Here is an 18,530-nt window from a genome sequence, read left to right on the forward strand (position 1 = left end):
AATTTAAAACTGAGCACATATTTTGCATAAAAAAATGTGAGAACTTTAGGAAATACATATGGAACTCAATCCTACTGAAAAAGACAAACTGCTGATTTTTACAGCGGGTTTGGTTGCAGAACGTCGCAAAGCACGTGGATTAAAACTCAATTATCCTGAATCTATTGCATTTATTTCCGCAGCACTGCTTGAAGGTGCGCGAGATGGAATGACTGTCAGTGAGTTGATGCATTTTGGCACTACCTTACTCAGTCGTGATGATGTGATGGAGGGTGTGCCTGAGATGATTGCCGAAGTGCAAGTAGAGGCTACTTTTCCAGATGGCTCGAAGCTCGTCACAGTCCATCAACCGATTGTATAGAACACTTCTTCAAAATTAGGATAAGCATATGATCCCTGGTGAAATTATTACACCTGATTGTGATATTGAAATGAATGTCGGTCGTGACGTACTGAAAATTTCAGTGTCAAATATAGGTGATCGACCGATTCAAGTGGGTTCACATTTTCATTTTTATGAAGCCAACGATGCTTTGCAATTTGATCGTGAACGTGCCAAAGGTTTTCGTTTAAATATTGCGGCTGGTACAGCGGTTCGGTTTGAACCGGGGCAGCGACGTGATGTAGAAATCGTTGCACTGGTCGGAAAACGTGAAGTCTATGGTTTCGCAGGGCGTGTGATGGGTAAGTTGGACTAAAAGGATAATCAAAATGAAAATGTCACGTCGAGCTTATGCTGAAATGTTTGGTCCTACCGTTGGGGATCGAGTACGTTTAGCAGATACCGAACTTTTTATAGAAGTTGAACAAGACCTCACGACCTATGGTGAAGAAGTTAAATTTGGTGGTGGCAAAGTTATTCGCGATGGGATGGGACAATCTCAATTACTTGCAGCAGATGTTGCAGATACGGTGATTACCAACGCATTGATTGTCGATTGGTGGGGAATTATTAAAGCCGATGTGGGATTAAAAAATGGGCGAATTTGGAAAATAGGTAAAGCCGGCAATCCAGATATTCAACCCGATATTACCATTCCACTGGGTGCGGCAACTGAGGTGATTGCAGGTGAAGGGCAAATACTTACAGCAGGTGGAATAGATACCCATATTCACTGGATTTGCCCCCAACAAGTTGAAACAGCGTTAATGTCGGGGACAACGACCATGATTGGTGGTGGTACTGGTCCTGCTGCAGGAACATCGGCAACAACAGTAACACCGGGGCCATGGCATATTTCAACCATGCTGCAAGCCATTGATGATTTACCTATGAATATTGGCTTATTGGGCAAAGGTAATTTGAGTCAACCTGAACCGATTGCGGAGCAGATTAAAGCGGGTGTGGTGGGGCTGAAATTGCATGAAGATTGGGGTTCTACCCCTGCTGCAATTGATAATTGTCTAACTGTGGCAGATGAATATGATGTACAAGTTGCGATTCATACTGATACTTTAAATGAAAGTGGTTTCCTTGAAGAAACACTGGGGGCATTTAAAAATCGTACTATTCACACTTATCATACTGAGGGTGCGGGTGGTGGTCATGCACCTGATATTTTAAAAGCCATTGGTCAGGCAAATGTTTTACCATCTTCAACCAATCCAACCCGTCCATATACCATCAATACCATTGATGAACACTTAGACATGCTCATGGTCTGCCACCATTTAGATCCAGCGATAGCTGAAGATGTCGCATTTGCTGAGAGTCGTATTCGTCGCGAAACGATTGCAGCAGAAGATATTTTGCAAGATCTCGGCGCAATTTCAATGATGTCTTCTGACTCTCAAGCAATGGGGCGTGTGGGTGAGGTGATTTTACGTACTTGGCAAACAGCGCATAAAATGAAAGTGCAACGTGGGCCATTAGAAGGTGATAATCAGTACCATGATAATAATCGGGTGAAGCGTTATATTGCAAAATATACAATAAATCCCGCCATTACTCATGGTTTAAGCCATGAAATTGGTTCTATAGAAGAAGGGAAACTTGCTGATTTGGTGTTGTGGAAACCTGCGTTTTTTGGAGTAAAACCATCGATGATCATTAAAGGTGGTATGATTGCGGCAGCGCCAATGGGGGATATTAATGCCTCAATTCCAACACCTCAGCCGGTACATTACCGTCCAATGTTTGGGGCATATCCAAGAGGCGTACATAATACCTGTATTACTTTCTTGTCACAGGCCGCAATTGAACTTGGTGTTGCTGAAAAATTACAATTAAAGAAGTTAATTTCACCTTGTAAAAATACCAGAAACATCACTAAGCAAGACATGAAACATAATAACTATTGTCCTGTGATGGATGTGCATCCTGAAACCTATGAAGTTCGTGCAGATGGTGTACATCTAACTTGTGAAGCTGCTGAAGTATTACCAATGGCACAGCGTTATTTCTTGTTTTAATTCTATGTATATCAACAGCAACAAGAAGATAAAACTCCTTTCTTATGATAAGAGCGGAGTTTTTCTATTTAAAATCAATAGATCTATACCCAATGCAACCAAAGACAACTTTATTTATTCAAAAAGCTATGTTTAATATTGGGTGGTATAGGTACAGCGATATAACCTTTTTCTTTTTTTTTTGAGTTTTATTGATGACGCAATTTTGGTCTAAATTTTTTTCCAAGTTATTTTCAAAACCATTGAATAAACATCATCAAGCTTATTCTGGTTCAGACATTGCAGTGGCCGTGGATACAGATGCTGAGATTGGCTTTGCACAAGATCAAATTACTCATGTAAGTCCTCAAGGTGTGAATTTGATTTGTGGTTTTGAGGGATTAGAGCTTAAAGCCTATGATGATGGTGTTGGTGTGTGTACCATCGGTTATGGAACGACGATTTACCCGCATGGAAAAGCTGTTCAGTATGGTGATACTTGTACCATTGAACAAGCAAAAAACTATATGCAATATGACCTTAGGCGTTTTGAACAAGCAGTAAGTGCTGCTGTAAATGTGCCGTTAAATCAAAATCAGTTTGATGCGTTGGTTTCATTGAGCTATAACATTGGTATCGGTGCTTTTAAAAACTCAACTTTATTAAAATTATTGAATGCCTCTGATTATCAAGCTGCCAGTCATCAATTTGATGTTTGGATCAAAGCAGGTGGCAAAACAGTACAAGGTTTAGTAAACCGAAGAGCAGTAGAGAAACTCTTATTTAACTCATAATTTTAAAGCTCTTTGCTAAATTAAAAAATGCTCATCTGAAGTGAATCATATAGCTATAGAAGGTTCCTTCTCCCTTGGGGGAGAAGGCTAGGATGAGGGGGCTTTTATGTTAATTTATGATTTAAAAAAGAGCTGATGAAAGAAGCCTTTTGAAAATGAAGATGATTTTTAAAATATCAAAAAAGAGAAAAATATAAGGGCCAATTTGATGATTAGAGTATTAAAAATAGCAATTTTTATTGCTTTTATAGGGATGAATAAATTTGCGTATGCTGATGTGCGGTCTGAATTAAATTTAATAAGCCAAGATTTATTAATAGCATGTAAAAATGAAGATGATTATAGACCAATAAAAAATTTGAATAACTTCTTAAATGACTCAAAAGGAAGTGATATTCATGTATATGATCTTATGTTTATATTTAATTCAGATTTTTTACTTTTTATAAAAGATAAAAATTGTGCTTTGGCAGCAAGTAAATTTTCAGCTAATGGTATTTCAATTAAAGAAAAATATTTTAAATATAAATATGATATAGAGAGAATGTTGGATAATGAAGTTTATAGGCAAGCAGGTTATGCTAATTTAATTGAGTATTCTTGGACGATGGATAACCAAAAATTACAACAAGCTCAAGAAAATTTTAATATTTATTTAAATAGAAATATTATTTCAAAAAATGAGAAAAGCCGATGTGGAGAGTTATGTAAAGATTATGTATATCTAAAAGAAGATCATGGATTTTATCTTCCTCTTCATTATGTGGGTATTTTAATGGCATATCATGATCTATTTCAACATCATTATAAAAATTTTAAAAAAACAGAACAGCAGATCACACAACTTCAAGAAATATTTGATTTAACTAATGATTTTGAAATCAAATATATAAAAAAAACAGGTTTAAATTCTTTCCCCTTCGAAGTTGCATCAATTGAAAACTTTAAATTCATTTTTAAAATTGATGACCGAAACATTAAAAATATTTTCTATGCAAAACTAGATGCTTATATAAAATATCGTATTGAAAACAATCTTCTTGATGATCGCATGATAGAAAATATATATGAGATTTTAAGCAAAGAAAGCAGATACTTGTACACAAAGGTTGAATATCTAGGTACACATGAGACTAAAAGCAAAAGTGTAACAAGTTATCAATTAGGTCAGCACATTTATAGTTTTATAGTTTCAGACAATAAGTTAAAACTAATTATGGAGCCGATAAATTTTTCTAACCAAAATTCTGGATGATTAATCTTCAAAAATGATGATTGAAATATGAGTTGTAAATTGATTGACTAAAAATTATTGATTATTTTCAAAATAAAGGTGAGGTAAGAGAATTTTATGAGTATTTATTTAATTCGTCATGCGCAAAGTTTAGGTAATGTAAACGGTAAAACTGAGTCACATGCAAGTATTCCCTTAACCGAATATGGACATGAACAGGCGCAAAAACTTGTTGATGTTCTACCACCAGCAAAGCAGATTTTTATCTCTCCATTCCTCCGTACACGTCTAACAGCTGAACCAATTTTATTACGAGATCAGATTACACCTCAAGTTTTGGATATTCAGGAGTTTTCTTACTTATCCGATATGCGATGCAAAAATACCACTTTACAAGAACGAAAACCTTGGGTTGATGATTATTGGAACCAAGCAGATGTGAATCTAGTGACAAGTGAAGGTGCTGAATCTTTTGCCAATTTTTATCAACGCGTTACGGACTTTATTTCACACTTGGATTCATTAAAAGTACACTATCAACATGATCATTTACTGGTATTTAGTCATGGTCAGTTTTTACAGTTATTGAAAATGCTGGTTGAGCAAAAGCGAGAATTATCATCACAATTAATGCGTGATTTTCGTTATGCATTGTTAAATCATCAATTAGACAATACAGAGTTTTTTATTTTTAAATAAAATGAGATTAACAGCATGAATTTTATAATAAGAAAAATTGCTCTATTGACGGTTTTTATGTTTATACCTGTATCTACATATGCAGATATTGTGGCTTTAAAGTCAGATTTAACTCAATTTGCGCAACCTCTTGAAACACAATGTAAGGGGCTTGAAAGCTATATGCCTCTTAACATGTTGCATAAATTTTTAAATCGTTCAAATTCTGAAAAAATAGATGTGTATTCGATGGATGTTATTTTTGTTTCAGATTTTTTGGGTTATTTAGACGATAAAAATTGTGCTTTAGCGGCTTCTGATTTCACCATATCGGGCGTTAAAATTTTAAATCAATATCGTGACTTATGGGAGAAAGATTTACCAAAAGAGAGAAAAATCCTGAGATATGAAACTTACCTTGCAGCAGGTGATGCAAGTTTGGTGAAATATAAATGGACGCATAAGATTCAATATCTAGATGATGCGCATCAATTTTATACACAGTACTTAGTGACCAATGCAATCAGTCAACAACAAAAACAACAATGTGGGAAAAAATGTGCTGAATACTTAGCTGATGTAAGTAAGGTGCAATACTTTAACCTGTATGATTACGCGTCTATATCCTATGAATATCAAAAACTTTTTCGTGATATCTATGAACAATATTCACAACAAGATGCAAATTTTTCAGACAATCTCGAAAGTCTGAATCTGGTTTTTGAACGTACTGATCAATTTGAAGTGAGTGCAATTAAAACCACAGGATTAAGCTCAGTAAATAAAGAGGTGACTTCTTTAAATAATTTTGATCGCATTTTTAGTTCTGGTGATAAAAAACTTATAGAACTTTATACAAAACGTTTAGATCAATATCTACAAAATAGAATCCAGCATAAATTATTAGATGCAGAGATGACGGATAAAATTTATCAATTCTTGTTAAAAGAATCGGATGAAAATAATACGATGATTGTACGTACTCAGCAGGAAAGTGCTCTTCAACCTAATCAAAGTTTTCAAATTGGAAAACACCACTATATTTTCAAGGGAAAAAGTCATCAGGTGCAGTTAACTTTCCAACCCGTTGACTAAAGCATGAGTGAGATTGGCATAAAAACTGCTTGATCATTCACACTAAAAAATGGTGATTGAAAAGTTTAAAGGCGGTTTGAGTGAATAAAACTTATTTACGTGGGCAAGACTTAATAGACCAAATCCAAAATACTCCCTATTCACGAGATCTCATTGGCTATCACGGTGAAGTACCCAAAGTAGCATGGCCAAATCAAGCCCAAATAGCGGTACAGTTTGTTCTTAACTATGAAGAAGGTGCTGAAAACCATATCGAACATGGTGATGCCGGTTCTGAGCAGTTTTTATCTGATATCGTGGGAGCAGCAAGTTTTCCTGACAAGCATATGTCGATGGATTCGATGTATGAATATGGCGCTCGTGCAGGATTCTGGCGTATTCATCATGAGTTTAAAAAGCGTAACTTACCCATGACCATATTTGGAGTGGGTATGGCGCTGGCACGTAATCCATATATTGTGGAAGCCATTCAACAAGCTCATTACGATGTGGTTTCACATGGACAGCGTTGGCTAAATTACCAAAATATAGATATTGAAACGGAACGTCAGCATATTGATCAAGCAATCAGTATTCAAGAAACCTTATTTGGCACTAAACCAATGGGTTGGTATACAGGGCGAGATAGCCCAAATACTCGTAAATTATTGGCTGAATTTCCACAGATCAAATATGACTGCGATTACTATGGTGATGATTTGCCATTTTGGACAAGCTTAACCAATTTACAAGGCCAAAGCCGCCCGCACCTGATCATTCCATATACTTTAGAAAGTAATGATATGAAGTTCTGCGCGCCTGCTGGTTTTAACAGTGGCGAGCAATTTTACCAATATTTAAAAGATGCCTTTGATGTGCTTTATGCAGAAGGTGAAAATGAGCCGAAAATGCTATCGATTGGAATGCATTGTCGTATTCTGGGACGTCCCGGTCGTTTTAAAGCATTACAGCGTTTTTTAGATTATATACAGGCACATGAAAAAGTCTGGATCTGTCGTCGCGGTGATATCGCTGAACATTGGTTTAAACACCATCCAGCCGCATAATTGTCGCTATGAGGATGTGGCTTTTAAGGTAAGCACTTTATTTTTAATTGAATGCAGTAAAGCGCGCAGCAAAGTTTATATAAAAGTGTTTGAAAATTTTAGCGAACTCAAGCATAGGTATTATTCGTGAAAATAGAAGAATTTAATCAAGCATCATCAGAAGAGCTTACAACCTTGCTTAAGCATTGTGTGCACATTCAACGTTGGTCAGATGAAATTTTGTCACAACGTCCATTTGTCAACACTCAAGCGTTGATGGATTTTGCAAAAGCACAAGCCTCAACTTGGACATGGTTAGAAATTGCAAATGCATTAGCGACACACCCACGGATCGGTGAAAAAAAGGCTCAGGCAGTGCTGAGTGAAAAAGAGCAAGCATTTTCTCATCAAGAGCAATCAGCAATAAAACAGAGCACTGAAACACAACATGCTTTATTGCAAGGCAATATTGCTTATGAAAAGAAATTTGGTCATATTTTTTTAATTCGTGCTATGGGCTTAGATCAGACTGAAATTCTACAAGCACTGAAATATCGTTTATTAAATGATCCTGAAACAGAACAGCGTATTGTTAAACAACAACTTGGTGAAATTGCAATGTTAAGACTCAATCATGAACTGAGTGAAAATGAAAGCTTAAATGATTGATTACATTAAAATAATGTTTAGAAAGGAAATAACATGATCAGTACCCATATCTTAGACACGCATCTTGGCAAGCCTGCCGTAAATGTTCTGATAAAATTATTGGATAGCCAAGACAATATTGTTGCAGAATCAAGGACCAATGAAGATGGACGGGTTGCAGATTTTAATTTAAGTGGAATTAAAACAGGGGATTATAGTTTGGTTTTTTATACTGCTGAATATTTTGACCGTTTAGCCTTAGCAACGTTTTTCCCAAAAGTTGTGATTCATTTTTCAGTTCTTGATATTGCACAACATTATCATATTCCTTTATTAATCAGCCCTTTTGCTTATTCCACATATCGTGGTAGCTAGCTTTTATAGAATTAGATTTTATCATCATGATTTTAAAGCCCATTGATTTGGGCTTTTTTTATGAAATTTTGACCAAGTGTAAAAAATTGGCTTTGTTTTTGCTTATTCACGCAGGTGTTTACCGCTATTTCTGATGGGGAATTTATACAATGAAATTAACACAATTTGCTGCGCTTTCAACTTTCGTTTGCACCGCTTTTAGCACCCATGCTGCGCCTATTTGGCAAGACTTTAGCATTACTGGATTATATGGAAAAAATTATGAATTAATTGCTCGGGAAGATGATCAATCGACCATTACTTTTGAATATGCAGCCAAATTAAAATATGGGGACTTCTTTGCATTTGCGGATCGTACCAATAATGATGTTTCAGGCAATGAGACCTATTTTGAAGTTTCACCACGATTGAGCTTAGGCGCGATTTCAGGGCATAAGTTGGAAGCAGGGCCAATCAAAGACGTTCTCATTGCCACAACATGGGAAGGCGGTGAAGGGTTTAACAATTATCTGTATGGGATCGGGGTAGATTTGGCGATTCCATATTTCCAATATGCACAATTAAACTTTTATAAAGCAGACAATTACAAGAACACAAATGATGATTATCAGCTGACTTTTGTTTTTGGTGTGCCTTTTAAAATTGCATCAGAAGATTTTCTTGTTGATGGTTTTCTTGATTGGTCAACCGCTGAAGATGATCATGCCAGTGAGTTAAACTGGACCACCCAATGGAAATGGAATGCGGGTAAACATATTTCACCAGATACGAAATTGTATTTAGGTGTTGAATATTCCGTTTGGAATAATAAATATGGAATTTCTGGTAAAGATGAAAATAATGTCAGTGCCTTAATTAAATATCATTTTTAAATGAGCTTTATCTGATCATATTTTTAAATGCATGAATAGGATTGAGATAAGCTTAAGATCATTTTTCCAAACCAGCGCAACACTGAATAATGCTGCACTGGTTTTTTAACAACATAGGGTAAAATCTTATCTCAGTACTTCTCAGCACTTTTAGTGTGAATGTTTTGATCCATGCATTTTTTATTTGCTGTTATGAAATGGTGATTATAAGGTCAGGACAATATTTTCATTAAATTGAAAAACATCACAATTGTGACCCTCACCAATCCGATCGATTACAGCAAAGTCGCTGGGTGCTTCAAGCGTTAATAACGGATGATGCCAAGTGCCTGCACGATAGTTTACAGCCTGTTGGCCATTGCTTATAAAGGCATAAATATGATCAAGATCAGGTTGATCTTGATCTAAAGCCGCTGCAACAACAACCAAGAAGGATTGACCTTGCATCGGGATAAATGCCTGTGAACCGATTGGATGGCGTTCAAGCATTTGAATTTCGCAAGGCACTTGGGTTTTTTGAATATTACGAAAAATACTCAACCCGACTTCAGCATTAGCCGCTTGAGCCAAAGATAAAGCATGATAGCGTTCCGTATGCGTGCCATTGATATGGAAAAAGTCATTGCCAGCACAGGCAATGACCTCACCAAATGCTGCAAAAGCTTCAGCAGTTAATGGCTGAATTTGGATATATTTCATAAAATCACTCTGCAATTTTACCCCATAATCGGATACGGCTAATGCCACCGTCTGGAATCATATTGACACGAATATGTGAAATTTTTTCATGGTTTAAAATGTCTGCTACATAATCATGAATATGATCCATTTGCATATCCTGAGCATTGAGTAGAAATGGCCAAAACATACTTTGTGGAATCAATTGTGGATCAGTCGCATTTTCAATATATATCGCCTGAATCGATACTTGAGCGGGGAAATTGCCTTTGAAATGTGCGGTATCAATTTCAATTTTTTCAATTACACCACTTTGACCTAGGGCCAAAATACACCAGTCAAATCCAGGTGCACGGCGGCGTTTGGTTTCCCAACCATCACCCATATTGATCCCACGATTCGGATTGATCAAATTACGAGGATGGCCAAAGTGTGCATCACTATAGGCAATCACGCGTCCACCATTTTCAAGTGCCAGTAAATTTAATGTACGTTGGCGATCTTGGATCTGTATTTGCACTTCACCATAGACGCGAAAACGTGCAATACCACCATCAGGAAAAATATTTAAGCGTACATGGGTAAAGACTGCTGAGTTTTTAATGTCAAAAATATGATGTTGGCTGGGGCCAAGAACAGAATTATCTAGAATGGGCTGCCATAGTGCATTGCTTAAGTCCCCATTTGGTGCATAACAGGCTTCAATTGAAGCAGAAGCAGGGTAATTCCCCGTAAAAAAAGTGGTATCAATATCAAATGCTGTAATTTTTCCAGCAACACCTAATTTAACAATTGCCCAGTCATAGCCTGCATGGCGTTTACGGCGGGTTTCCCATCCATCCATCCATTTGCCGTGATCATCAAATTTATCTTCTACAAAAATGGGTGGATTAAATTGCAACATTCGTTGTGCTTCTGCAAAAAAATCATCTGAACATTCAAGTACTTTTGTACCAATTCGGGGATCTGCCAAATTGCTGTATTGTTGCAAATGTGCAGGAAGCTCAAAACTTGGTGCAAGTAAAGTTGCCATATTTATTTACCATTCATATTACGATTCATATCAGTTTATTGATTGATATCAGCACTTAAAGTTCAATAAGCACTCATAAAAACAATATCTTACCGTCCTCATCATGCATAGCCTATGCCAACTTTGCTTAAGGAATGTTGTGATTTTTATATAAATGGCACGTTTTTAGCATTTTAGTCATAAGTGTTAAAGAAACAGACAGAGGAGAAATAGATGGAGATTACTATTATCGGTGCAGGTATGGGGGGATTAACCGCAGGTATTGCACTAAAAAAATTCGGACATTCGGTCACCATCTATGAACAAACTGAACAAATTCTAGCTGTAGGTGCTGCTATTTCTTTATGGTCAAATGGTGTTAAGTGTTTAAATTATTTAGGCTTAACGGATCAAGTTTCCAAACTTGGTGGTCAAATGGATCATTTAGCCTATATCGATGGCCTAACTGGTGAGCACATGACCCAGTTTAGTTTAATGCCTTTGATTGAAGAGGTCGGGCAACGGCCTTATCCAGTTTCCCGCGCAGATTTACAAAACATGTTGATGGATGAATTTGGCCGTGACGATATTCATCTTGGGAAAAAAATGGTTGCACTAGAACAAGTAGATCAACACATAAAAGTTCAGTTTGCAGATGGCAGTGAAGTCACCACAGCATTGTTAATTGGTGCTGATGGAACACATTCACTGACCCGCCAATATGTACTGGGTGAACAGGTTGAACGTCGTTATGCAGGTTATGTCAATTGGAATGGCTTAGTCGAAATTTCAGATAAGTTTGCCCAAGCCGATCAATGGACAACCTTTGTTGGAGAGGGAAAACGTGTTTCGCTTATGCCAGTGGCAGACCAACGTTTTTACTTCTTCTTTGATGTGCCATTACCTGTAGGTTTAGAAAACAGTAAGGCCCAATATAAAACACTCTTTAAACAATATTTTAAGAACTGGTGCCAGCCCGTTCAAAACTTAATTGAAGCGATTGATGAGCAAAAAACCAATCGAGTAGAAATTCATGATATTGAACCTTTTACCCAGTTTTATAAAGGGCGAGTGGTGATTATGGGGGATGCGGCTCACAGTACCACACCTGATATTGGTCAGGGCGGTTGCCAAGCCATGGAAGATGCAATTTACTTAGCACGCGCTTTGCAAATCAATACATTAGGCTTAGAGGATGCGTTAAAACGTTATCAAAATAAACGTAATGAGCGTGCCAATGAGTTAGTATTACGTGCACGTAAGCGTTGTGATGTGACCCATATGAAAGATGAAGCTGTGACCGAAGCGTGGTATCAAGACTTACGTCAAGAACAAGGCCCACATATTATGCGTGGCATTATCAGTAATATTATTGGTAATCCTTTAGATTAAATGTTGCTAGGTCGATGCTGAATTTAAATTACTGAATCTAAATTCAGCATTGGAAATCTAACGTTTTTGATTCATATATATGTTTAGGGAGTTATTGCTAGTCATCACTCAGCCACACGTCATTGCTTTGTTGCTTAAGGGTTATTGTTCATACAACATAGCTAAAGCTGATTATTGATAAGGGATCAGCTTGAGCTTAAATGCTTCGATTTGTTCAATAAGATGCTTAATCATAATTTGCGATACACGTGAAAGTTGTCGTTTTGGCGCAACACATAAAGCCAGTGTTAATGGATATAAACCCTTTTCTCGAATCGGCTTAAAAACAAGTTCGTCACGTTCTAAATATGGATATGCATCAATAAATGACAATAAACCAATGCCTAAATTCTTTTGAATTAATGACATAATCATTCGAATGTCATTACAATCTAAGTGCTGCTGTGGGCTAAATTTATGGTGCTTATACAAGGTCTGCACATAATCATGAATAATTAACGGTGCACCAGGAATTAAGTGTTTATCGTTGACACTATCTGACAAATAAACTTTCTCCTTTTTTGTTAAAGGATGATCTTTAGGTAAAACAAAACCGATTGGGATTTCGACAAAAGATAAAACCTCTAATTGATGATGGCCTTTCGGGTTTAATAAAATTCCAAAGTCAATTTCAGCGTCCATAATCATATTTGACACAGTTTCACTATCTTGGATATGAAAATTAAAATTAATCCAAGGGTAGTTGTCATACATATATTGAATTGAATCTAAAACAAAGCCATCACTAAGTGCGGAAATCAATCCGCAGTCAATTGTTCCCCGAGAAAGCCCTTGGATTTCATCAAACCGATTACGGGTTAATTGAAATTCTTTTTGCCACTTAATCAAATCCGCATAGAGTAACTCTCCAGCAAGTGTCAGTTTTAAACCACTGGGTAAACGTTCAAACAGATCAATGCCAAACTCTTCCTCAGCAAGTGCGATTTGACGATGTACCGCTGATACTGAAATATAAAGTTGATCTGCTGCTTTTCTTAAGCTGCCTGTCTTGGCAACCGCAATAAAATAATCAGAAAATCGTGAAAATGTTGTATTCACAGGCATATGGGCTGTCCATTATTTATATTTCACGGACTTATTCCTAAGCAATGAAAATCAAGGAAATTTGAAACTCACTAAAATCACAGATCACTAAGCGATTTTTATGCCAATGATGAGTTTTTTCTAAAAATAATTTTCAGATAGGTGTTCTATTTTTTAGAATGAGATAAGTAAAACATTCTAATAGACAGAATTAGACAAAATTCGTAATGTAAAACTCAGCCATGATTTTAGCTGACCGTTATGCTGAAATCACAGCATAAGATCATGACATTAAATATATATTCTGTGAGTTTTGTATGAATGCAATTCCAGTTCTGAACTTGTTTAGTCAGCCACAATGTAGTGGTTTTGAACCTAAAGACTGGGAAATACTTGCTCAGCATTGGTATCCTGTCGCACGTGTGCAAGATGTCACAACAGACCCACAACAAGTACAACTCCTCGATGTGAAAATGGCGCTTTATCAAACGGCAAGTGGTGCGATTCAGTTGGTGCGTGATATTTGCCCGCACCGTGGTGTACCACTCAGCAAAGGTTGGGTGCAAGGTGAAGAGATTGTTTGTCCCTACCATGGATTGCATTACAACACAGCAGGTCAATGTACAAAAATTCCAGCGCAGCCAGACCTGACAAATATCTCAGAGCGCTTTAGTCTCACCAAATTTCCTGTAGTTTTAAAATATGGTTTGGTTTGGACAAGTTTATTTAGTCGTGATGCAAGCCATGCAAACTTTCCAATATTGGACACTTGGGATGATCCTGAGCATCAGCCCATACTGCCACCATTTGTTGACATTGCGGGTTCAAGCGGGCGGCAATTGGAAGGCTTTATTGATGTCGCACATTTTGCTTGGGTACATCAGCAGTCTTTTGCTGATGCTGAAAATCCTGTCGTACCCAAATACACCACCGAGCGTACAGACTATGGTTTACATACTGAATATGTCAGTAATGTGAGCAACTACCCGCATGGCTTACAGCATCTGGCACCAGAGGGTTTTTTATGGAAACGAATTTTTGATGTTTACCCACCATTTTCAGCGGTGTTAAAGGTTGAATTTCCACGCGAGGGTATATTGAAAATTTTAAATGCCTGTTGTCCTGTATCACATAACAAAACTCGATTATTTGTACCACTCACCCGTAATTTTGATACCACAGGCGATTTGCAGGCAGTTTACGATTTTAATGCACAAATTTTTGCAGAGGATCAGGACATGGTAGAGAGTCAAAAACCAGAAGAGCTTCCATTAGATATTACAATGGAAGCACATTTTGAAGCAGATCGTTCATCTACAACTTACCGTCGAATATTGGCAGAATGGGGGTTAAGCAAACGCTATATTGTGTAAATTTTCCTTATATCATCAGGAGCACTTTCAACCTTTCTTTTTGACTGATTGAGTGCTCTTTCGGGTTTACAATTTTAACTCAGCCAATCTAAACCATTTTGTACAATTACAGTTGAATCCATGTGGTTTTTAACTGTGTAAATTTATCAATTGCATGTAAAGATAAATCACGCCCATAACCAGACTGTTTATATCCTCCAAATGGTGTACTGACATCTAAAGCATCTACTGTATTAATAGAGACTGTGCCGACTAAAAGCTGTTTAGACAGAAGAATTGCTTTCTGAATATCTTTGGTCCAAATTGAGGCAGCTAATCCATAAATTGAGTCATTAGCAAGTTCAATCGCTTCATCTTGGGTTTCAAAAGTTGTGATTGAAACTACAGGACCAAAAACTTCGTCATGGAAGATTTTAAAATCAGGATTGACACCGATTAGAATGGTTGGTGCTACATAGGTTGCTGGATCTAAAGCAGCATCTAAATTTAACGGAATAATATGAGACTGCGCACCTTGAGCCTTGGCTTGATCAATAGCAGCTCTGACATTATCCGCATGTTGATGATCAATTAAACAGCCCATCGTGGTATTGGGATCTAGAGGATCTCCAATCTTAAGTGTTTTGGCTTTGGCTATAAATTTATCTATAAATTGTTGTGAAATGCTTTTTTCTAATAAAATCCGTGAATTTGCCGAACACACTTCACCTTGATTATAAAAAGCACCAAAAATCGCTTTATCGACAGCTTTATCTAAATCAGCATCAGCAAAAATTATATTGGCACTTTTCCCACCTGTTTCTGGCCAAACGGGTTTCATATTCGATTCAGCAGAATAAGCCAAAAACTTTTTTGCAGTTTCGGTCGATCCAGTAAAGACTAAACAATCGACATCTGGATGGCGTCCAAGTGCTTGACCTGTGATATGTCCTAAGCCAGTAACCACTTGCAATACACCATCTGGAATCCCAGCTTGTTTTGCGAATTCAGCAAGTTTTAATGCAGTAAAGGGCGATTGCTCTGCAGGTTTTAATACAACACAATTTCCAGTTGCTAAGGCAGGTGCAAGTTTCCAACTTGCCAAATCAAGCGGAAAGTTCCACGGGACCACTGCTGCGACAACACCTACAGGTTCACGACTGACTAAGGCCAGATGATCTACACTTGTGGGGGCAATTTCATCATAAATTTTATCAATACTTTCTGCATACCATTCAAAACAAGATGCTGCACCTGGAATATCAATATGCAGTGAATCCTGAATCGGTTTACCTACATTGAGGGTTTCGAGTAAGGCAAGCTCTTCAGCATTTTCACGAATAAGTTCAGCAAGTTTTTTGAGTATTTGCTTACGTTCACGCGGTGCTAACCGAGACCAGACACCATTGTTAAAGGTCCTTCTCGCATGTTGAACAGCTTGATCAACGTCATTGGCATCACATGCTGACATATCGACTAAAAACTCAGCGGTGGCTGGATTTGATACTTTATAGGTCTGCGTGGTATTTATAAATTGTCCGGCGATAAAGGCACAACTTGGCAGTGTTATCTGCGCGCGTTGTTCTAGCCAATCCTGTTTTAGTTTCATTCATCTTCCTTAAAATTTTAGCGATAGAGTAGGTTTAACCGTATTATTTTTCGCCAATTTTGTGAATTTGTTTTATACAAGCCTTGGGTTTAGAAAAAACAAATTAAAAGCGTTACTTATTTTTTTTAACTAACTTTTTAAATCCACAGTCACGTCTTAACGCTTAATATGATTGAGCAAACGTTCAAAAAATGCATCACATTGTTGCATCTGCGAGATTTCAATATATTCATCAGGTTTGTGCGCAACTTGAATAGAACCAGGACCACAAACCAATACCGCAGAATTTAATTGTTGATGAAATAATCCTCCTTCTGTACCAAATGAAATCTTCTGTAGTTCGGTTGCTGGATCAAGGAGGTTTTGTAAAAATTTGACTGCTTGAATAGTGGTTGAAGTATTCAGTCCAGGGTATTGGTTGATTTCTTGAAAACTGACAAATTTTGCATAAGGGCTTTGCTCGATATATTCAAAAATTTTCGCTTGAATTGACTCCGTATTCTGTTCTGCAACATTACGAATCTCATAATCTAGAACACATTCATTGGGAACGATATTTAAAGCTTTACCGCCTTGTATTTTCCCGACATGTACAGTGGTATAAGGCACATCGTAGTCCATATCGACAATTGGACCTTCTGCAATCTGTTTTTGTGTCGTGGTAATGGCCTCAACAACATTTTGAGCACAATAAATCGCATTGACATATAACGGGGCTAAAGCGGAGTGACCTTCTTGTCCACGACAAATTGCTTTAAATACTGCTTTGCCTTTATGGCCTGTGGCAATATTCATATTGGTAGGTTCACCAATCACACAAAGCTCTGGTTGAAGAATTAATTCAGAGAGTAGGCCAAGGATTCCGCGTACACCAATACAGCCAATTTCTTCATCATAGGAAAGGCAAAGGTGTAGAGGCTTAGCCAATTCAGGCATTTGTGCTGCTTTTAACATGGCATGTATCGCGCAGGCGATAAAACCTTTCATATCAGCAGTACCACGACCAAAAATTTTATCGTCTTTGATTAGGGCTTGGAAAGGTTCGCTACTCCACGCTTGTCCTTCAACTGGAACCACATCGGTATGCCCAGACAGCAATATTCCAGCTTGGTCTTTAGGACCAATACTTGCCAATAAGTTGGCTTTGGTCTGCTCTGGATTAAAATTTAAAGTGATACTGATTCCCGCAGGTTCAAGTAAATTCTTAACGAACATGATTAGTTCTAAATTACTTTTGTAGGACGTTGTATCAAATGCAACAAGTTTTTTAAGTAGTTGAATACTCGACAGATTAGACATCTGAGGAATCCTTTTGTGTTTGGGCTTTTATATAGGGATCGTAGAAATGCGGCGAACTCATACCCGAAATAAAATGATCGGAGATAAAGCTTTTACAACGACTAATGAACGCTTCTACAACAATATTTTTGGGTACATTTTTCGGTGTCGCAATGCCGATATACATCGGGCGATGTTCATGCGCAATACGAATACGGACCAGACGTTTACCATCAAGGCTATAGGTGTTTTTCGGGCGAACATTCAAAATCGTGTAGCCAATATTATTGGCAACCATTGAACGAACGACATCGATATTTTTTGAAGAACGCACAACATTGGGCGTAAGATTTTGAGCTCTAAATAATGATAAGAAATATTCATTGCTAAAGGGCATGTCTAAAAGAATCATCGGGTACTGTGAAAGTTCTTCTAAGCTTACAACAGGCAATATTGCTAAAGGGTGCTCCTCACTGACCAATACATGAGGCGGCAATTTCGTTAAAGCTTCAAAATGAATAATATTTTCATCAATATTGAGATCGTAAGTTAAAGCTAGATCAATATCATTACGTATAAGTGCATTTAGAAGTGCTTGTTGATCATCTTCGTAAAGGTCTAAAGAAACTTGCTTATATAAGTTGGAAAATCCATTGATGATATCGGCATAGATCATCGGGGTAAAAGCAAGGAAGCAGCCTACTTTTAATGGCCCACGTATGGAACCAGAAAATTCTGCCGCAAGGGAATATAAACTTGAAGCTTGATTTAAGATCTTCTTACATTCCAACATCACACTTTTACCAACAGTGTTGAGGATTAAGCCTTTGGCATGTTGGCGAATAAATAATTGGGTTTGTAATTCTGATTCAATATGTGCGATTGCGGCAGAAATAGACGGAGAGGATACATGTATCTTCTCCGAAGCAATAATGATGCTGCCACATTCAGCTGTTGCAACAAAGTATTCCATTTGTCTTAAAGAAATTCGATTTAACACTTTGGATACACCTC

Annotated in this window: 19 protein-coding genes; 13 read left to right on the forward strand and 6 right to left on the reverse strand. The window is 37.3% G+C overall.

What is annotated here, in order from left to right:
• Positions 1–58: 58 nt before the first annotated feature.
• From ureA to FY049_RS06415, 11 genes are all read left to right on the forward strand, one after another.
• Entirely contained in the window at positions 59–361 is a 303-nt protein-coding gene (gene ureA, locus FY049_RS06365; RefSeq protein WP_004720298.1) for an urease subunit gamma, read from the forward strand.
• A 28-nt stretch (positions 362–389) separates the two neighbouring features.
• Complete coding sequence (locus FY049_RS06370) at positions 390–698, forward strand: urease subunit beta (RefSeq protein ID WP_004720299.1); 309 nt, start codon at positions 390–392, stop codon at positions 696–698.
• A gap of 13 nt (positions 699–711) precedes the next feature.
• Entirely contained in the window at positions 712–2,412 is a 1,701-nt protein-coding gene (ureC, locus tag FY049_RS06375) for an urease subunit alpha (protein WP_056511298.1), read from the forward strand.
• A 194-nt stretch (positions 2,413–2,606) separates the two neighbouring features.
• On the forward strand, positions 2,607–3,185 hold the full coding sequence (locus tag FY049_RS06380; protein ID WP_446083382.1) for a lysozyme: 579 nt from the start codon (positions 2,607–2,609) through the stop codon (positions 3,183–3,185).
• A 208-nt stretch (positions 3,186–3,393) separates the two neighbouring features.
• Positions 3,394–4,440: a hypothetical protein gene (locus FY049_RS06385; RefSeq protein WP_446083383.1), complete on the forward strand. Its 1,047-nt coding sequence runs from the start codon at positions 3,394–3,396 to the stop codon at positions 4,438–4,440.
• Positions 4,441–4,536: 96 nt separating this feature from the next.
• Complete coding sequence (locus FY049_RS06390) at positions 4,537–5,118, forward strand: histidine phosphatase family protein (protein ID WP_327857192.1); 582 nt, start codon at positions 4,537–4,539, stop codon at positions 5,116–5,118.
• 57 nt (positions 5,119–5,175) lie between these two features.
• Complete coding sequence (locus tag FY049_RS06395; protein ID WP_327857191.1) at positions 5,176–6,192, forward strand: hypothetical protein; 1,017 nt, start codon at positions 5,176–5,178, stop codon at positions 6,190–6,192.
• Positions 6,193–6,272: 80 nt separating this feature from the next.
• A complete protein-coding gene (puuE, locus tag FY049_RS06400) occupies positions 6,273–7,238 on the forward strand; it encodes an allantoinase PuuE (RefSeq protein WP_327857190.1) in 966 nt (321 codons plus the stop codon).
• 126 nt (positions 7,239–7,364) lie between these two features.
• Positions 7,365–7,886, forward strand: coding sequence for a 2-oxo-4-hydroxy-4-carboxy-5-ureidoimidazoline decarboxylase (gene uraD / locus FY049_RS06405; RefSeq protein ID WP_327857189.1), 522 nt, complete (start codon positions 7,365–7,367; stop codon positions 7,884–7,886).
• A gap of 33 nt (positions 7,887–7,919) precedes the next feature.
• Positions 7,920–8,240, forward strand: coding sequence for a hydroxyisourate hydrolase (gene uraH, locus FY049_RS06410; protein ID WP_056511282.1), 321 nt, complete (start codon positions 7,920–7,922; stop codon positions 8,238–8,240).
• Positions 8,241–8,389: 149 nt separating this feature from the next.
• Positions 8,390–9,112 (forward strand): outer membrane protein OmpK, encoded by a 723-nt coding sequence (locus FY049_RS06415; RefSeq protein WP_105712585.1) that lies wholly within the window; start codon positions 8,390–8,392, stop codon positions 9,110–9,112.
• A 204-nt stretch (positions 9,113–9,316) separates the two neighbouring features.
• Here the strand turns inward: FY049_RS06415 and FY049_RS06420 are convergent, their stop codons facing one another.
• Entirely contained in the window at positions 9,317–9,811 is a 495-nt protein-coding gene (locus tag FY049_RS06420; protein ID WP_154130023.1) for an ureidoglycolate lyase, read from the reverse strand.
• A gap of 4 nt (positions 9,812–9,815) precedes the next feature.
• On the reverse strand, positions 9,816–10,823 hold the full coding sequence (alc, locus tag FY049_RS06425; protein ID WP_327857188.1) for an allantoicase: 1,008 nt from the start codon (positions 10,821–10,823) through the stop codon (positions 9,816–9,818).
• A 213-nt stretch (positions 10,824–11,036) separates the two neighbouring features.
• Here alc and hpxO point away from each other — a divergent pair, with 213 nt between their 5' ends.
• A complete protein-coding gene (gene hpxO, locus FY049_RS06430; RefSeq protein ID WP_105712588.1) occupies positions 11,037–12,194 on the forward strand; it encodes an FAD-dependent urate hydroxylase HpxO in 1,158 nt (385 codons plus the stop codon).
• A gap of 171 nt (positions 12,195–12,365) precedes the next feature.
• Here the strand turns inward: hpxO and FY049_RS06435 are convergent, their stop codons facing one another.
• Positions 12,366–13,298: a LysR family transcriptional regulator gene (locus tag FY049_RS06435; RefSeq protein ID WP_327857187.1), complete on the reverse strand. Its 933-nt coding sequence runs from the start codon at positions 13,296–13,298 to the stop codon at positions 12,366–12,368.
• A gap of 296 nt (positions 13,299–13,594) precedes the next feature.
• On the opposite strand from FY049_RS06435, the gene FY049_RS06440 reads away from it, so the two are divergent.
• Positions 13,595–14,650 carry an aromatic ring-hydroxylating oxygenase subunit alpha gene (locus tag FY049_RS06440; protein WP_105712589.1) on the forward strand — a complete coding sequence of 352 codons (1,056 nt, stop codon included), beginning with the start codon at positions 13,595–13,597 and terminating at the stop codon, positions 14,648–14,650.
• A 106-nt stretch (positions 14,651–14,756) separates the two neighbouring features.
• On the opposite strand, the gene FY049_RS06445 is transcribed toward FY049_RS06440, so the two are convergent.
• From FY049_RS06445 to FY049_RS06455, 3 genes are all read right to left on the reverse strand, one after another.
• A complete protein-coding gene (locus FY049_RS06445; protein WP_446083384.1) occupies positions 14,757–16,238 on the reverse strand; it encodes an aldehyde dehydrogenase in 1,482 nt (493 codons plus the stop codon).
• 156 nt (positions 16,239–16,394) lie between these two features.
• Positions 16,395–17,537: an acetylornithine deacetylase gene (argE, locus tag FY049_RS06450; RefSeq protein WP_446083385.1), complete on the reverse strand. Its 1,143-nt coding sequence runs from the start codon at positions 17,535–17,537 to the stop codon at positions 16,395–16,397.
• On the reverse strand, positions 17,530–18,516 hold the full coding sequence (locus FY049_RS06455) for a LysR family transcriptional regulator (protein WP_446083386.1): 987 nt from the start codon (positions 18,514–18,516) through the stop codon (positions 17,530–17,532). The genes argE and FY049_RS06455 overlap by 8 nt, the downstream gene beginning before the upstream one ends.
• Between the last annotated feature and the right edge of the window lie 14 nt (positions 18,517–18,530).

The sequence above is a fragment of the Acinetobacter sp. 1125_18A genome, assembly GCF_052824985.1.

What these genes read in the sequence shown, in the direction of transcription:
- FY049_RS06390 (WP_327857192.1), top strand. Translation starts at nt 4,537, where the DNA reads ATGAGTATTTATTTAATTCGTCATGCGCAAAGTTTAGGTAATGTAAAC.
- ureA (WP_004720298.1), top strand. Translation starts at nt 59, where the DNA reads ATGGAACTCAATCCTACTGAAAAAGACAAACTGCTGATTTTTACAGCG.
- FY049_RS06415 (WP_105712585.1), top strand. Translation starts at nt 8,390, where the DNA reads ATGAAATTAACACAATTTGCTGCGCTTTCAACTTTCGTTTGCACCGCT.
- FY049_RS06435 (WP_327857187.1), bottom strand. Translation starts at nt 13,298, where the DNA reads ATGCCTGTGAATACAACATTTTCACGATTTTCTGATTATTTTATTGCG.
- hpxO (WP_105712588.1), top strand. Translation starts at nt 11,037, where the DNA reads ATGGAGATTACTATTATCGGTGCAGGTATGGGGGGATTAACCGCAGGT.
- argE (WP_446083385.1), bottom strand. Translation starts at nt 17,537, where the DNA reads ATGTCTAATCTGTCGAGTATTCAACTACTTAAAAAACTTGTTGCATTT.
- FY049_RS06370 (WP_004720299.1), top strand. Translation starts at nt 390, where the DNA reads ATGATCCCTGGTGAAATTATTACACCTGATTGTGATATTGAAATGAAT.
- FY049_RS06380 (WP_446083382.1), top strand. Translation starts at nt 2,607, where the DNA reads ATGACGCAATTTTGGTCTAAATTTTTTTCCAAGTTATTTTCAAAACCA.
- FY049_RS06385 (WP_446083383.1), top strand. Translation starts at nt 3,394, where the DNA reads ATGATTAGAGTATTAAAAATAGCAATTTTTATTGCTTTTATAGGGATG.
- FY049_RS06440 (WP_105712589.1), top strand. Translation starts at nt 13,595, where the DNA reads ATGAATGCAATTCCAGTTCTGAACTTGTTTAGTCAGCCACAATGTAGT.
- FY049_RS06420 (WP_154130023.1), bottom strand. Translation starts at nt 9,811, where the DNA reads ATGAAATATATCCAAATTCAGCCATTAACTGCTGAAGCTTTTGCAGCA.
- FY049_RS06395 (WP_327857191.1), top strand. Translation starts at nt 5,176, where the DNA reads ATGTTTATACCTGTATCTACATATGCAGATATTGTGGCTTTAAAGTCA.
- uraH (WP_056511282.1), top strand. Translation starts at nt 7,920, where the DNA reads ATGATCAGTACCCATATCTTAGACACGCATCTTGGCAAGCCTGCCGTA.
- FY049_RS06445 (WP_446083384.1), bottom strand. Translation starts at nt 16,238, where the DNA reads ATGAAACTAAAACAGGATTGGCTAGAACAACGCGCGCAGATAACACTG.
- ureC (WP_056511298.1), top strand. Translation starts at nt 712, where the DNA reads ATGAAAATGTCACGTCGAGCTTATGCTGAAATGTTTGGTCCTACCGTT.
- alc (WP_327857188.1), bottom strand. Translation starts at nt 10,823, where the DNA reads ATGGCAACTTTACTTGCACCAAGTTTTGAGCTTCCTGCACATTTGCAA.